This is a genomic window from Rhizobium sp. Leaf371 (assembly GCF_001424045.1).
Lineage (GTDB): Bacteria > Pseudomonadota > Alphaproteobacteria > Rhizobiales > Rhizobiaceae > Ferranicluibacter.
In genome coordinates, this window is sequence record NZ_LMQB01000012.1 from 229,245 (window position 1) to 242,889 (window position 13,645).

The window sequence follows — 13,645 nt, forward strand, 5'->3', positions numbered from 1 at the left end:
AGCGGGAACGGGACCGAGCCAAGGGTCCCCGGCGGAAATTCCGGTCGGCGCTCCGGCGCGCGCGCGTCAGAACGTCGTGACGACGCTGATGCCGAGATCGGTGGACGTGTCCATCGTGACGAGCGCGGGCACGGCCTCTTCCAGCGAGAGATGCCGGCCGATCAGCTTCTGCGGCGCGAGCTTGCCCGACGCCACCAGCGCCAGCATCGCCTCGTAGCGCCAGGCCTGCATGCCGTGGCTGCCATAGATCTCCAGCTCCTGGCCGATCACCTGCGCCATCGGGATCTGCGGCGCCGCGTGGTCGCCGAGCATCAGCCCCACCTGCACATGCCGGCCGCGCCGGCGCAGGTTGCGGATGGAATTGAAGCAGGTGACGGGCGAGCCGAGCGCGTCGATCGACAGATGCGCGCCGCCGCCGGTGATCTCGCGCACGGCCTCGGCGATATCGCCGGTCTGCGTGGCATTGATGGTCTGCACCGCCCCGATCTCGCGGGCAAAGGACAGTTTCGTGTCGGCAATGTCGATGGCGATCACGTTCGCGCCCATGGCCGAGGCGATCATGACGGCCGACAGCCCCACGCCGCCGGCACCGTGCACGGCCACCCATTCGCCGCCGCGCACCCGGCCCTGGTCGACGATCGCCCGGAAGGCGGTGGCAAACCGGCAGCCGAGGCTTGCCGCCGTCGCCGCATCGATGTCGTCGGGCAGCCGCACGAGGTTCTCGTCGGCAAAGTCGATCGCGACATAGTCGGCGAACGAGCCCCAATGGGTGAAGCCCGGCTGGAACTGGTCGGGGCAGACCTGCTGATTGCCGGAATGGCACTCCGCGCAGCGGCCGCAGCCGGACACGAACGGCACCGTCACCCGGTCGCCGACCGTGTAGCGCATCACGCCGCGGCCGGTGGCGACGACCGTGCCGGCAAGCTCGTGGCCGGGCACGTGCGGCAGGCGGATATCGGGATCGTGGCCCATCCAGCCGTGCCAGTCGCTGCGGCAGAGGCCCGTCGCCTCCACCTGGATGACCACGCCACCGTCCGTGGGCGTCGGATCCGGCACGTCGCGGATCTCCGGCGTCTTGCCGAACGTGTCGAAATACATGGCGCGCATGGCGGTCTCCGCAGGTTTGGGGTTTGAGAGCGTTGCACGTGCCTAGCGCAAACGACGCCGGCGGGCAAAGCCGGTAAGTCCGGACGATCAGAAGTTTTGATCGATCCATTCACCCCTGTTCTCCGATTTCGGGCTATGCGACAAGACGGATCGAGATTGCAGGGCGAGCGACCCGTGCCGGCCCGGCATCGATCCCGACGCGAGCATTCGAGAATGACAACGAGAACGAGAACAAGGAGACCATCATGGCCGTCGACACGTCACCGCGCAGCACCACATGGACCTTCGTCGATGGCGAATGGGTGACGGGCAACCCGCCGCTGATCGGGCCGACCTCGCATGCCATGTGGCTCGGCTCGACCGTGTTCGACGGCGCCCGCTGGTTCGACGGCATCGCGCCGGATCTCGATCTCCACTGCCAGCGCGTCAACCGTTCGGCGCTGGCGCTCGGCCTCGATGCGCTCGTCGCCGCCGAGGATATCGAAGGCCTCGCCTGGGAGGGCGTCAAGAAGTTCGACGGCCGCACCGCGATCTACATCAAGCCGATGTACTGGGCCGAACACGGCATGCCGGGCTCGGTTGTGGCGGCCGATCCCGCATCCACGCGCTTCGCGCTCTGCCTGTTCGAAGCGCCGATGAACACGGCCCAGCCGTCCTCGCTCACCGTCTCGCCCTTCCGCCGCCCGAGCCCCGAAGTCGCGGTGACCACGGCCAAGACCGGCAGCCTCTACCCCAATTCCGGCCGCATGATCCTGGAGGCCCGCTCGCGCGGCTTCGACAACGCGCTGGCAAAGGACATGAACGGCAATGTCGCGGAAACCGCCTCGTCCAACATCTTCATGGTCAAGGACGGCATCGTCTTCACCCCGCTCGCCAACGGCACCTTCCTCGCCGGCATCACCCGCTCCCGCGTCCTCACCCTGTTGCGCCGCGCCGGTCTCGACGTGCGCGAGACGACGCTGACGGTCGAGGATTTCCTCGCCGCCGACGAGATCTTCACCTCCGGCAACTTCTCCAAGATCGTCCCCGTCGTCAGGCTCGACGACCGGCATTTCCAGGAGGGCCCGGTGGGGAAAAAGGCGCTCGAAGTCTACATGGACTGGGCCCATGGCAACGGGTCGGATTTCTGAGCGGTCGGCAAAGCGGGGGGAGACGGCCCCTCATCCCGCTGCCGCGACCTTCTCCCCGTTCTCACGGGGAGAAGGAGCCCAGAACGGCCGCCCATCTCTCTCAGTCCCGGTCTCGCGGGGGGACTTGGAGCGGGCGTTGGCCACATCTCCCTTCKCCCCGCAGGCGGGGAGAAGGTCGCGGCAGCGGGATGAGGGGCCGCTTCGCCGAAAACACCCCCTCAGGGCGCCGCCGCAGCCGCCTCCGCACCGGTCGTCAAGGCAAAGTCCCGCATTTCCTTGACGCTGAGATAGGCCAGCCGGTCGGCCGCCGTTTCCATGGCGCGTTGCCAGAGGCCGGGCTTGATGTCCATGGCAACGGGTCGGATTTCTGAGCGGTCGATAGAGCGGGGAGGCGGCCCCTCATCCCGCTGCCGCGACCTTCTCCCCGTTCTCACGGGGAGAAGGACCCCCGAACGGCCGCCTCATCTCTCTCCGCCCCAGTCTCGCGGGGGACCTTGGAGCGGGCGTTGGCCACATCTCCCTTCGCCCCGCAGGCGGGGAGACGGTCGCGGCAGCGGGATGAGGGGCGGCGCGGGCTTTAGCTGCTGGATGAGGGGCGGCATCGCCCAAAACACCCCGCTCAGGGCGCCTCCGCCGCCGCCTCCGCACCGGTCGTCAAGGCAAAGTCCCGCATCTCCTTGACGCTGAGATAGGCCAGCCGGTCGGGCGCTGTTTCCATGGCGCGTTGCCAGAGGCCGGGCCTGATGCCCATGGCAACGGGTTGGATTTCTGAGCGGTCAATAGAGCGGGGAGGCGGCCCCTCATCCCGCTGCCGCGACCTTCTCCCCGTTCTCACGGGGAGAAGGACCCCCGAACGGCCGCCCCACTTCTCTCTCAGCCCCGGTCTCGCGGGGGGAACGTGGAGCGGGCGTTTGCCACATCTCCCTTCTCCCCGCCGGCGGGGAGAAGGTCGCGGCAGCGGGATGAGGGGCAGCGCGGGCTTTAGCTGCCGGATGAGGGGCCGCTTCGCCGAAAACACCCCGCTCAGGGCGCCGCCGCAGCCGCCTCCGCACCGGTCGTCAGTGCAAAGTCCCGCATCTCCTTGACGCTGAGATAGGCCAGCCGGTCGGGCGCCGTTTCCATGGCACGTTGCCAGAGGCCGGGCTTGATGCCCATGGCGTCGAGGTGGCGGGTGACGGTGGCGGTGGTGCGCTGGGCTTCGGACATGGCCATTTCCGGCGAGAGCTTTTCGCGCGAGCCGTTGAAGACCTGGTGCACGCCGACGACGGCGCCCTCCGCCGCGGTCCGCTCCACCCCGCCCGACAGCACGATCGGGCAGGAGGAGGCGCAGAGCGCGCCTTTGTCGACCAGCGTGTTCAACTGCCGCTCGCGGATCAGCTTCGACATGGCGAGCGCATCGCCGACGGAGCCGCCGGGCGAATCGAGGCTCACCACCTTCACATATTCGCCGCGCGCCTCGATTTCCGTGGCGAACCGCGCCGCCGCGCCGGGGTCGATCGCGCCTTTGGCGAGCAGCACGCCGCCCGGCTGCAGCTCGAAGCGGATCGCCTGCCGGAGGACGTCCGGATCGGTTTTGACCTCGCCGGGCGCATCCTCCGGCTCGCCGGTGGTGAGCGCCGGTGGCAGAACCGGATCGCTGGCCGGGCTCGCCGGATCGGTGGCGGGCACGAGAGCGGCCTGCGTGCTGATCGTGCGCCAGTCGATCAGCACGAAGACGACCGCGGTTGCCAGCAGGCCGTAGAAGAAGGCGCGCATCATCTGCCCGTCGTCCAGCCGGGCGAGACGTCGCAGCGTCCGCCGCGCGGTGGCGGCAAAGGTTTGGCCCGCGCTCTGGTCGGCGTTTTCTCCGGCGGGCCTGCGCCGATCCTGCAGCACGCTCGCTCTCTCCGGGCGTGCCGGTCTCTCGCCGCCGGCGGGTGTGCCGTCGTCCGCGGTCAGGCTCATGCGGGCGTTCCGGCGCGCGGCGCCCGGGGCGGGCCCTTCGAGGCGATGTCGAGGCTCGTGATATTGGTCGGCTCCGTCGCTCCCGCCTCGTTGAGATCCACCGCGTCGCCGCTGCGGTCCGCCAAAACCTCGGCCCGCACGATCGCCTCGATATCGACCCCGCTGCGGGCCAGCGCCTGCTGCACCGCCATGGCGTCGAGAAGCTCGGCCGCGGTGATGCGCTGCGCGAACGGCAGGGTCTCCTCCTGCCGGCGCAGCGCCGCATGGACGATGGACAGCATGAAGACGAGGACGGCGGGGAGCAGGTCGATCGAGATCGCGCCGGCCCAGCTCGGAATGAAGTCCGAGGCATAGCGCAGCACCGCCTCGGCGGAGGACAGCGGCACGAAGCGCCGGTCGGCCACGGGCTCGCGCGCGAGAATCTCGTCCGCCGCCGTCGACAGCACCTTGGATTGCGCAGCGACAGAGGAGCGGATCGTCTCCATCACCCGGTCCTGCCGGTTGGCAAGGTCCGGCGCATCGCCATCCGCGATCGGGGCGATGAAGCCGAGGGAAAGGTCTTCCGCCGCGCGCTTGACGGAGGGCGCGATGGAGGTCTGCTGCAGCGACGTGATGACGCCGGACAGCGCCACGACTTCGGCCGAGAACTGGTCGGCGCGCGGGTCGATCGCGCCCGGGGCCGAGACCAGCGTGCGCATGGTCTCCAGACGCTTGCGACCGTCGTCGAACAGCGTGGTGACGCGCTCGCGCGAGGCGGTGATGCCGTTTTCGAGCTCGGTCAACTGCGCGGCCATCTGCGACAGCAGCTGCACGACGCTGCCCGCGCCGGTGGTGCCGGTCAGCGCGCCGGTCTCGCGCTCCTGGTCGGCCAGCCTCTGGAAGCGCTCCTGCGTCCGCTGGATGTCCGGCAGCAGGCTCTGGGCGGCCAGCGCATTCTGGTGCGCCTTGTCGAGATCGGCCGTATAGTCCTCCAGGGTTTCGGCCAGATGCTGCTCGAGGGCGGCCGATCCGGCAAGCGCTGCCGCGTTCAGCCAGCTCGACATGGCGATGATCATGGCGCAGCCGAGCGCCATCACGCCGATCATCGCGCCGCGCCCGGCGGTGCCGGTGACATGCGGATAGAACCGCGCCATGTAGCTCCAGAACGCATAGATCGCGACGGAGACGGCGGAGGAATAGATCAGGGCGGCGAAGAACACGGCGGTGGCCGACCCGTCGAGGATCGAGCGGACGCCGAGATAGGTATAGACGCCCGAGGCGAGCGCCAGCACGGCCAGCGCAAACCGCGTCATGGTCTCGACGGCCTCGATGCCGTCCTGCAATCGATGCGAAGCGCCTAGCGCCATGGAGCATTCCCCCGGGTTTCGAAAGTCTTAACAGAGGCTTAAGAAACGGGCGAAATGAAGGCCCGCCAGTCACAACTGCGGGAGGGAGGGCAGGCTTTCCGACCGGACGGACGTCGGGTCGCTAGAAACCGGGTCGAGCCCGGAAGGACGCAAGGGTGAGGGCCCGTTCCATCATGGCCGTCGCCACCCCGAACGCGGGTCGCCGCCGCCGCCCAGCCTCGCCCGGAGAAAACCATTCCGCGCGGTGCGGTGAATTTAGCGGCGGCGCCGGTTGCCTCCGGCGAGGGGGGTGCCTATGTTCCCCTGACGATTTCGCGAATGAATTCCGATGCCAAGAGGAGAACCGCCATGGCTTTCGAACTTCCCCCGCTGCCCTATGATTACGATGCGCTTGCGCCCTACATGTCGCGCGAGACGCTGGAATATCATCACGACAAGCACCACCAGGCCTATGTGACGGCCGGCAACAAGCTGGCGGAAGAGGCCGGCCTTGCCGATCTCTCGCTCGAGGAGATCGTCAAGAAGTCCTACGGCACCAACCAGCCGCTGTTCAACAATGCCGGCCAGCACTACAACCATCTGCACTTCTGGAAGTGGATGAAGAAGGGCGGCGGCGGCACCTCGCTGCCGGGCAAGCTCGACGCGGCGATCAAGTCCGACCTCGGCGGCTACGACAAGTTCAAGGCCGATTTCATCGCGGCCGGCGTCGGCCAGTTCGGCTCGGGCTGGGCCTGGCTCGCCGTCAAGGACGGCAAGCTGCAGATCGCCAAGACCCCGAACGGCGAAAACCCGCTGGTCCACGGTGCCACGCCGGTGCTTGGCGTCGATGTCTGGGAACATTCCTATTACATCGACTACCGCAACGCCCGCCCGAAGTACCTGGAAGCCTTCATCGACAACCTGATCAACTGGGACTACGTCTTGGAGCTTTACGAAAAGGCCGCCTGATCAGGCCCTGAGAATCGGAAAAGCGGGGCCCTCGGGTCCCGCTTTTTTCATGCCCGCAGCCTTCGCACCCTCACACGTCGAGCGGCCTGCCTCGACATCCTGTCGAGGTCTCATGGAGGTGAGAACCGTGACCGAAGTGCCGAACCTTCATCAGATACGAGCGCTTGAAGAGGCGCTTCACAAGCCTGAGATCAGGCGTTCCAGAGAGGCCGTGGAACCGCTGCTTGCAGCAGGCTTTGTGGAGTTTGGCGCATCCGGCAAGGTTTACGATCGTCCGACCGTGATCGCGCTTCTCGCACAGGAGAGCGGCGGCGATGACGGTGATCTCCGAACGTCGAACTACGTTTTGACGCCCATATCGAGCGATGCCGTGCTTCTCACCTACGAGACTGAGCAGTCGTATGGAGATTGTTCGATGCGTCGTGTCCTGAGGAGCTCCGTCTGGAAAAACGACGGAATACATTGGCAAATGCTGTTCCATCAGGGCACGATCAAGGGATAATTTGAACGGAGGCCGATCCGGCCTTGTCCACACCCTGTCATGCTCCCGTCACCCATCATCGCTACGTCGCGCGCCATGGAACACAGCAGACGTGAAACGCCCCTCCTGCGCCTCGGCATCATCGCCGATCCGCAATATGCCGATCTCGACCCCAATCTTGCGCTCGACCGGCATTTTCGCCAGTCCCTCGGCAGGCTGGAGGAGGCGATCGCGCTGTTCAACGGGCGCGCGCTCGATGCCGTGGTCACGCTCGGCGATCTGATCGATCGCGACTGGGCGAGCTTCGATCCGGCGCTGGCGGTCTATCGGCGTCTGCGGCATCGGGCGATCTTCCTGCCCGGCAATCATGATTTCGCGGTCGCGCCGGAGCATCTGGGCGACGTGCACCGACGCCTCGGCATGCCCGCGCATTATCATGACCTGCTGATCGCCGGCCACCGGATCGTCGTGCTCGACGGCAGCGAGGTCAGCCTGTTTGCCGTGCCGGACGGCCATCCGCGGCGCGAACAGGCGAAAGCCCGGCTGAAAGCGCTGACGGCTGCCGGCGCCGCCAATGCGCAGCGCTGGAACGGCGGCCTCGGCGAGGCGCAGTTCGCCTGGCTCGGCGAGGTGCTGGAGCAGGCCCGCGAGGAGGACGAGCCGGTCGTGCTTCTCTGCCATTATCCGGTCGCGCCCGAAAACGCGCATGATCTCTGGGACGCCCAGCGCCTGCTCGATCTCCTCGCGCCCTATGAGAATGTCCGCGCCTATCTCTGCGGTCACAATCACGCCGGCAATGCCGTCACGCGGGACGGCACCCATTTCGTCACGTTCCGCGGCATGGTCGACACGCCGGACCGCAATGCCTTCGCCGTTCTCAGCCTCTACGAAGACCGGCTGGAAATCGAAGGGTTCGGCCGGGAGGAAAGCCGCGTCCTGCAAAGCTGTGTGTAAGTTCTGAGTTTCGAAGAACGGCCGGAGCCCGTGCGGCAGGCGCCGCATTCATGCCGCCTTTTGCCGCATCCTGCCGGGGCATCCTCCTCTCCCGAAAGGACATTCCGCTTGCATCGTCCCGCTCTCGCCTTCGCCCTGTTCGCAGCTTTCGCCTCCACCGCTTGGGCTGCGGATGACATCGACGTCACCTGCACCATCATGCTCGATGCGGCCACGGGCAGTGTGCTGATCGAGGAGGGCGACTGCGCCACGCGCACCACGCCGGCCTCCACCTTCAAGATCCCGCTGGCGCTGATCGGCTACGACACGCATGTCCTGAAAGACGAGACGACGCCGGTGCTGTCCTACCAGAAGGGCGATCCGGACTGGGGCGGGGCCAACTGGCTGCGCGACACCAACCCGACCGACTGGCTGCGCTATTCCGTCGTCTGGTATTCCCAGCGCATCACCCGCGATCTCGGCCGCGACAGGCTGGAGCGCTACGCGCGCGAGCTGAATTACGGCAATGCCGATTTTTCCGGCGATCCCGGTTTCGACAACGGCCTGGAGCGCGCCTGGATCGCCTCCTCGCTGCAGATCTCGCCGCGCGAGCAGGTCGCCTTCCTGCGCGGCCTCGTCAACGGCACCCTGCCAGTCGGTGCCGAGGCGATCGAGAAGACCCGGCGGATCGTGGAAACGCGCGCGATCGGCGGCTGGACGCTGCACGGCAAGACGGGAGCGGCCTTTCCGCGCCGGGCGGATCGCAGCTTCGATTATGCCCATGGCTGGGGCTGGTATGTCGGCTGGGCCGAAGAGAAAGCGGCAAACGACCGGCCCGTGGTCTTCGCCCGGCTGATCCGCACGCGCGAAAAGACCGAGACCTCGCCCGGCGTGCTGACGCGCGACGCGCTTCTGGCCGAATGGCCGCACCTGTCGCGCACGTTTGGCCGCTGACGCCGGACCCGCCTTGCCGCCTGTCGGCCCGCCGTTATGTATCTGCGATGTCGCAAAGATTTTACTTTCAACGCGATCAGAAGATGCCAAGATGCCTGCGACGAAATGACCGTGCCTGCGGGCAGGATTCGGTCGTCTCGCTCGGCCATGAATGACGGAGAGACGCCCGCAACGCGCGTCGATACCAGAGAGGACTCCCATGAAACTGAGAACCATGTTTCTCGCCGCGGCCCTGACGGGGCTTGCTGCAGGCGCGGTCACGGCGGCAGAGCCGCAAGAGGTGCGCGAAGGCCTGATGAAGAAGATCGGCGGCTCCATGGGCGCGCTGTCGGCCATCGCCAAGGGCCAGAAGCCTTATGATGCCGAGGTGGTCAAGACGTCGCTGACGACGATCAGCACCAGCATCAAGGCCTTCCCGGATCAGTTCCCGGCGGGATCGGAAGCCAACTCCGAGGCAAGCCCGAAGATCTGGGAAAACAAGGCCGATTTCGACGCCAAGGCTGCGAGCCTCGCCAAGGATGCCGACCTGGTTCTGGCGCAGCTGCCCGCCGACCCGGCCGCCCTCAGCCTTGCCATCGGCAAGCTCGGCCCCCATTGCGGCGACTGTCACCAGGTCTACCGCGTCAAGAAGTAAGCGGTAGACCGGAGACGGGCTTTTTTCCGATCGCCATCGAGGCGGCGCAGCTCCGGCCGTGCCGTCCCGCCCGCCTGCCGTCCCACGCGCGTTCCATCCTGGCCGTGTGGCGGCGTGCCGCGCGAGGACCGTGCGGCCCGTCGCGGCCGCATCCGATGACCGCCAACGCGCGCCGGCGGACGGCTTTCCCCCCAGCGGACGGCTTTCCCCAAAGACCGCCCGCCCTATCTCCCTGCGGATCATCGTCCGACCGTAACGGCGCTGCGGTTCCCTCCTGAAACCCCGGCGCCCCGACAACAAGGATCTGCCGCATGGCCCGTCGCGCTCGGAAATTCGTCTCGACCATGCTGTTTCTGGGGGTGGTGGTGGCCGGCGGCGCCTGGTTCGTCACCAAGCCCGAGCCCTGGCCCGCCGCGCATTGGGACGGCCTCGGCGAACCGGACCTCGGTCATGGCGAGCAGGTGTTCTGGGCCGGGGGCTGCACGAGCTGTCACGCGGCGCCGGGATCGGAAGGCGATGCCAAGCTGGTGCTGACCGGCGGGCTGCCGCTGAAAAGCCCGTTCGGCACCTTCCACGTGCCCAATATCTCGCCCGATGAGACCGCCGGCATCGGCGGCTGGACGCTCGCCCAGTTCGGCGATGCCATGACGCGCGGCGTCGGCCCGGATGGCGAGCACCTCTACCCCTCGTTTCCCTACGGCTCCTATGCCCGGCTGACCCAGAAGGACGTCAACGACCTCTTCGGCTATATCAAGACGCTGCCGAAGAGCGCCAATGTCGCGCCGCCGCACGAACTGCCGTTCCCCTTCGACATCCGGGCATCGCTTGGCGGCTGGAAGCTGCTGTTCTACAGCGACAAGCCGCGCGTGCCGATCGACCAGGCGAATGCCAAGCTGGTGCGCGGCCAGTATCTGGTCGAAGGCCCCGGCCATTGCGGCGAATGCCACACGCCGCGCAATGCGCTGGGCGGCTTCAAGGCCGACCTCTGGCTTGCCGGCGCGCCGAACCCGGAAGGCGAGGGCCAGATCCCCAACATCACCCCCGGCTCCAAATCCATCGGCAGCTGGAGCGAAGCCGACATCGCCAACTACCTCGAAACCGGCTTTACCCCCGATTTCGACAGCGCCGGCGGCTCCATGGTCGAGGTCCAGCAAAACATTGCCAAACTCCCCGCCGCCGACCGCGAAGCGATCGCCGCCTATCTGAAGGCGGTGCCGGCGCGGTAGTGCTTGCAGAAACTGCAAGCATGACGTAGGATCGGCCATGAACAATCGGCATCGCAAGATCCTGATGGCCATTTTCGCGGACCCCGTCTCCGGCACCGTCGCCTGGGCGGATATCGAGGCGCTTCTGATCGCGCTGGGATGCGACGTCGTCGAAGGCTCGGGGTCGCGCGTGCGGTTCGTCAACGGGTCGGAGATCGAAAGCTTCCACCGCCCGCATCCGGCGAAAGAAGCCAAGCGTTATCAGGTTCGCGCCGCACGGGATTTTATCAGGCGTATGGGAGGTCAACCGTGAACGTCATGTCGTACAAAGGCTATTTCGCCCGGATAGACTATGATGCCGAGGACGAGATCTTCTTCGGCCGTCTCGCCGGCATCACGGACGGCGTCGGCTTCCATGCGGACACGGTATCGGACCTGAAGACCGCCTTTCACGAGGCGGTGGACGACTATATCGAGACCTGCGCCAAGGCCGGCAAGGATCCGCAGAAACCCTATTCCGGCCGGATGATGTTCCGCGTCGATCCGGAAATCCACGCCAAGGCCGCCCGCGCGGCAGCACTCGCCGGCAAGAGCCTCAACCAATGGGCGGCCGAGGTTCTGGCGGAGGCCGCGACGGAAGAGGCGTGAGGGGAAAACGCTGACAGGAACCGATGACGTCGAACGGACGGCTGCTCCCGACCGGGACGCAGGGCCCGGCCTATCCCAAATGCAGGCTGTTCGGGCGTTGCGGGAAGCGTGCAGGGGGCTCGATCCGGGCCCCGGCCTGGTCTCCGACGAACGGATCTCCGAACGCCGGGCCGAAGCTGCGGCCGACGCGCGCGACGACGATTGACGACCTCCGCTTGGCCCCCTTCTGTTTTGCCGGACCAGATGCGACGGCTGCATCCTTCCTGAAGACGCTTCCGATCTCCGAAAGGATGCCAGCCGTCTTAACGGGACTGAGCATCACGCTCCGCGGAGTGGCACGCGTGAACGACGCGTCCTGCGCCGTGCGTCCCGCGCTCTGAAGACGCCTACCGCAAAGCCTGCACATACCGCATCCCGGTCACCGGGCCGGGCGTGAAATCCTGGCTCTCATAGAACCGGTGCGCCTGGAAGTTGCCGGTGGCGGCGCTGACCGAGAGGTAGGTGCAGCCGGCGCGGCGGGCCTGTTCGCGGGCCTTTGCCACGAGATGGCGGCCGATGCCGGTGCCGCGATGGGCATCGCGCACGAAGAGATGGTGCAGGTCCATGCCGCGCACGCCGAGCTGCGCCCGGTAGAGGGGCACGAGAATGGCGTAGCCGATCAGCGTGCCGGCCGCTTCGGCCACGAGCGCGGTGATCCACGGCACCGGGCCGAACAGGTCGCGCTCCAGCGTCTCCGCATCGAGCGGGGCCGTGTCGCCATGATGTGCGGCCAGCTCGGCGATCATCGCGCAGAGCGCGGGGATATCCTCGGCGCGGGCGGACCGGATGGTCACCAGCGGCGCGCGCTTGGGCGCGGCGGCAGCCTGCAGGTCCAGCCCGTTCGGCAAGGCGGTCAGGTGGGCGGCCGGATGGGAATGGGCATGCGGAATTGGTAGAGGCGGTTTTGGCAGAGGTGGGGAAGACAAGGTCGGCATCGTGGTTTCCTGAAGCTGATCCGCCCCAGGCACCCGTCAAAACAAAAGCCGCCTGGCGGCGGCTTGTTGAACGTGATCACACAGCCGCATCTATGAATGCAGCGTAAAATACCAGCGGGCACGGGTTGCGGTCGTGATCATGCATCCGTCATGAGCCCTTTTCCCCGCCATGTCAACGGGGCCCGGCGCGCGGGGCCCGCATCCCGTCCGGCCTCTCAGCCAGCCTCTCAGACACCCTCCCGCCCGACCGCCTTGGCCGGCAGCTCGGCATGCTCGCCGTCGCAGAGCCCGTGGTCGGACAGCGCACGCAGGACATAGCAATCCTCCACCGTATGGCCGGCGCAATGGGAGACGATCCGCTCCAGCTCCTGCTCCAGCCGCTGCAGCTGCGCGATCTTCGCGCGCACGGCGGCCAGATGCTCGAGCGCGATGCCATCCGCCCGGCCGCAGGGCTTTTCCGGGTGGTCGCTGAGCTCGATCAGGTCGCGGATCGCCTCGATCGACAGGCCGAGGTCGCGCCCGTGGCGAATGAAGGCCAGCCGGTCGAGCGCCTTTCGCTCATAGCGCCGCTGGTTGCCCTCTGTCCGCTCGGCCGGCACGATCAGCCCCGCCTGCTCATAATACCGGATGGTCGGCACCTTCACGCCGGTGCGCCGCGACAGATCGCCGATCGAATACATGGGCCCGTTCTCCGCGCGGCAAACACGGCCGCTTGTCCTGTCAAGATAGGTGCTCCCGCGGCCGCTTGAAAGCGCTCAATCCTCGCAAACGCAATCCGCGGGGATCTGGCCGTCCAGCACTGAGCGCAGGGCGAAGACCGGGCCGGCTCCGCCGATATCCGGATCTCTCCCGCGCGATCCCCGCCTCAAGCCTCAAGCCTCACGCCTCGACCGAAAGCGCCAGTCCGTGCTTGATCGTCTTCAGGGCGATGATGCTCTTGTATTTCCGCACGAGCGCCTGCTGCTCGGTCATCAGCCGCTCGATGAAGGCGTTGTACTCGGCAAGGTCGCGCACGGCGACGAGGAGGACATAGTCCATATCGCCCGTGACGTACCAGCAGGACTGGATTTCCGGCGCGCGGTCGAGCCATCTCTGGAACTGGTCGAGCGTGTGGCGATGCTCGTTCTGGATCTCCAGCTCCACCAGGATCGAAAGCGGCCGGCCGATCGCCTTGGGATCGACCACGGCGACGATTTTCTCGATGACGCCGTCCTGCTTCAGCCGGGCGATCCGCCGCTCGACGGCCGAGGTCGAGAGAGCGACCCGCTCCGCCAGCCTTTTCGCCGGCATGTCGGCATTCTCCTGCAGGGCCGCCAGAAGCACTCTGTCCACATCGTCCAT

Annotated in this window: 15 protein-coding genes and 1 pseudogene; 9 read left to right on the top strand and 7 right to left on the bottom strand. The window is 67.0% G+C overall.

Annotated features, from left to right (window positions below):
• Window positions 1–66 precede the first annotated feature (66 nt).
• Window positions 67–1,107 (bottom strand): zinc-dependent alcohol dehydrogenase family protein, encoded by a 1,041-nt coding sequence (locus ASG39_RS09075; RefSeq protein WP_062594680.1) that lies wholly within the window; start codon window positions 1,105–1,107, stop codon window positions 67–69.
• A 245-nt stretch (window positions 1,108–1,352) separates the two neighbouring features.
• Here ASG39_RS09075 and ASG39_RS09080 point away from each other — a divergent pair, with 245 nt between their 5' ends.
• Window positions 1,353–2,237 carry a branched-chain amino acid aminotransferase gene (locus tag ASG39_RS09080; protein ID WP_062594681.1) on the top strand — a complete coding sequence of 295 codons (885 nt, stop codon included), beginning with the start codon at window positions 1,353–1,355 and terminating at the stop codon, window positions 2,235–2,237.
• Window positions 2,238–2,455: 218 nt separating this feature from the next.
• On the opposite strand, the pseudogene ASG39_RS24700 reads toward ASG39_RS09080, so the two are convergent.
• The 3 genes and pseudogenes from ASG39_RS24700 to ASG39_RS09090 all read right to left on the bottom strand — a co-directional run.
• Window positions 2,456–2,587: pseudogene (locus ASG39_RS24700) on the bottom strand (hypothetical protein); the annotation flags it as partial.
• A gap of 673 nt (window positions 2,588–3,260) precedes the next feature.
• The gene (locus ASG39_RS09085) at window positions 3,261–3,995 is read right to left on the bottom strand and encodes a hypothetical protein (RefSeq protein ID WP_062594929.1); all 735 of its coding nucleotides are present in this window, start codon (window positions 3,993–3,995) and stop codon (window positions 3,261–3,263) included.
• A gap of 182 nt (window positions 3,996–4,177) precedes the next feature.
• Window positions 4,178–5,527, bottom strand: a complete 1,350-nt coding sequence (locus ASG39_RS09090) for a hypothetical protein (protein WP_062594682.1) — start codon at window positions 5,525–5,527, stop codon at window positions 4,178–4,180.
• A 348-nt stretch (window positions 5,528–5,875) separates the two neighbouring features.
• On the opposite strand from ASG39_RS09090, the gene ASG39_RS09095 reads away from it, so the two are divergent.
• The 8 genes from ASG39_RS09095 to ASG39_RS09130 all read left to right on the top strand — a co-directional run bounded on the left by ASG39_RS09095 (window position 5,876) and on the right by ASG39_RS09130 (window position 11,330).
• Window positions 5,876–6,475, top strand: a complete 600-nt coding sequence (locus tag ASG39_RS09095) for a superoxide dismutase (protein WP_062469353.1) — start codon at window positions 5,876–5,878, stop codon at window positions 6,473–6,475.
• 127 nt (window positions 6,476–6,602) lie between these two features.
• On the top strand, window positions 6,603–6,977 hold the full coding sequence (locus tag ASG39_RS09100; RefSeq protein ID WP_244481189.1) for a DUF4440 domain-containing protein: 375 nt from the start codon (window positions 6,603–6,605) through the stop codon (window positions 6,975–6,977).
• 75 nt (window positions 6,978–7,052) lie between these two features.
• Entirely contained in the window at window positions 7,053–7,910 is an 858-nt protein-coding gene (locus tag ASG39_RS09105; RefSeq protein WP_062594930.1) for a metallophosphoesterase, read from the top strand.
• Between the two features lie 108 nt (window positions 7,911–8,018).
• On the top strand, window positions 8,019–8,843 hold the full coding sequence (gene blaOXA / locus ASG39_RS09110; protein ID WP_062594684.1) for a class D beta-lactamase: 825 nt from the start codon (window positions 8,019–8,021) through the stop codon (window positions 8,841–8,843).
• 199 nt (window positions 8,844–9,042) lie between these two features.
• Complete coding sequence (locus tag ASG39_RS09115; RefSeq protein ID WP_062594685.1) at window positions 9,043–9,477, top strand: cytochrome c; 435 nt, start codon at window positions 9,043–9,045, stop codon at window positions 9,475–9,477.
• A 311-nt stretch (window positions 9,478–9,788) separates the two neighbouring features.
• Window positions 9,789–10,703, top strand: a complete 915-nt coding sequence (locus ASG39_RS09120) for a cytochrome c (RefSeq protein WP_062594686.1) — start codon at window positions 9,789–9,791, stop codon at window positions 10,701–10,703.
• 37 nt (window positions 10,704–10,740) lie between these two features.
• Window positions 10,741–10,995, top strand: coding sequence for a type II toxin-antitoxin system HicA family toxin (locus ASG39_RS09125; RefSeq protein WP_062594687.1), 255 nt, complete (start codon window positions 10,741–10,743; stop codon window positions 10,993–10,995).
• Window positions 10,992–11,330 (top strand): type II toxin-antitoxin system HicB family antitoxin, encoded by a 339-nt coding sequence (locus ASG39_RS09130; RefSeq protein WP_200943874.1) that lies wholly within the window; start codon window positions 10,992–10,994, stop codon window positions 11,328–11,330. The genes ASG39_RS09125 and ASG39_RS09130 overlap by 4 nt, the downstream gene beginning before the upstream one ends.
• A 386-nt stretch (window positions 11,331–11,716) precedes the next feature.
• Here the strand turns inward: ASG39_RS09130 and ASG39_RS09140 are convergent, their stop codons facing one another.
• The 3 genes from ASG39_RS09140 to ASG39_RS09150 all read right to left on the bottom strand — a co-directional run bounded on the left by ASG39_RS09140 (window position 11,717) and on the right by ASG39_RS09150 (window position 13,645).
• Complete coding sequence (locus ASG39_RS09140) at window positions 11,717–12,304, bottom strand: GNAT family N-acetyltransferase (protein ID WP_082477083.1); 588 nt, start codon at window positions 12,302–12,304, stop codon at window positions 11,717–11,719.
• A 227-nt stretch (window positions 12,305–12,531) separates the two neighbouring features.
• The gene (locus ASG39_RS09145; RefSeq protein ID WP_062594689.1) at window positions 12,532–12,984 is read right to left on the bottom strand and encodes a helix-turn-helix domain-containing protein; all 453 of its coding nucleotides are present in this window, start codon (window positions 12,982–12,984) and stop codon (window positions 12,532–12,534) included.
• Window positions 12,985–13,183: 199 nt separating this feature from the next.
• Window positions 13,184–13,645 (bottom strand): Lrp/AsnC family transcriptional regulator, encoded by a 462-nt coding sequence (locus ASG39_RS09150; protein ID WP_062594933.1) that lies wholly within the window; start codon window positions 13,643–13,645, stop codon window positions 13,184–13,186.

Bases quoted from the DNA above. Each gene is read 5' to 3' on its own strand.
- ASG39_RS09125 (WP_062594687.1), top strand. From the start codon at position 10,741: ATGAACAATCGGCATCGCAAGATCCTGATGGCCATTTTCGCGGACCCC.
- ASG39_RS09085 (WP_062594929.1), bottom strand. From the start codon at position 3,995: ATGATGCGCGCCTTCTTCTACGGCCTGCTGGCAACCGCGGTCGTCTTC.
- ASG39_RS09120 (WP_062594686.1), top strand. From the start codon at position 9,789: ATGGCCCGTCGCGCTCGGAAATTCGTCTCGACCATGCTGTTTCTGGGG.
- ASG39_RS09150 (WP_062594933.1), bottom strand. From the start codon at position 13,645: ATGGACGATGTGGACAGAGTGCTTCTGGCGGCCCTGCAGGAGAATGCC.
- ASG39_RS09140 (WP_082477083.1), bottom strand. From the start codon at position 12,304: ATGCCGACCTTGTCTTCCCCACCTCTGCCAAAACCGCCTCTACCAATT.
- ASG39_RS09090 (WP_062594682.1), bottom strand. From the start codon at position 5,527: ATGGCGCTAGGCGCTTCGCATCGATTGCAGGACGGCATCGAGGCCGTC.
- ASG39_RS09105 (WP_062594930.1), top strand. From the start codon at position 7,053: ATGGAACACAGCAGACGTGAAACGCCCCTCCTGCGCCTCGGCATCATC.
- ASG39_RS09145 (WP_062594689.1), bottom strand. From the start codon at position 12,984: ATGTATTCGATCGGCGATCTGTCGCGGCGCACCGGCGTGAAGGTGCCG.
- ASG39_RS09080 (WP_062594681.1), top strand. From the start codon at position 1,353: ATGGCCGTCGACACGTCACCGCGCAGCACCACATGGACCTTCGTCGAT.
- ASG39_RS09115 (WP_062594685.1), top strand. From the start codon at position 9,043: ATGAAACTGAGAACCATGTTTCTCGCCGCGGCCCTGACGGGGCTTGCT.
- ASG39_RS09075 (WP_062594680.1), bottom strand. From the start codon at position 1,107: ATGCGCGCCATGTATTTCGACACGTTCGGCAAGACGCCGGAGATCCGC.
- ASG39_RS09095 (WP_062469353.1), top strand. From the start codon at position 5,876: ATGGCTTTCGAACTTCCCCCGCTGCCCTATGATTACGATGCGCTTGCG.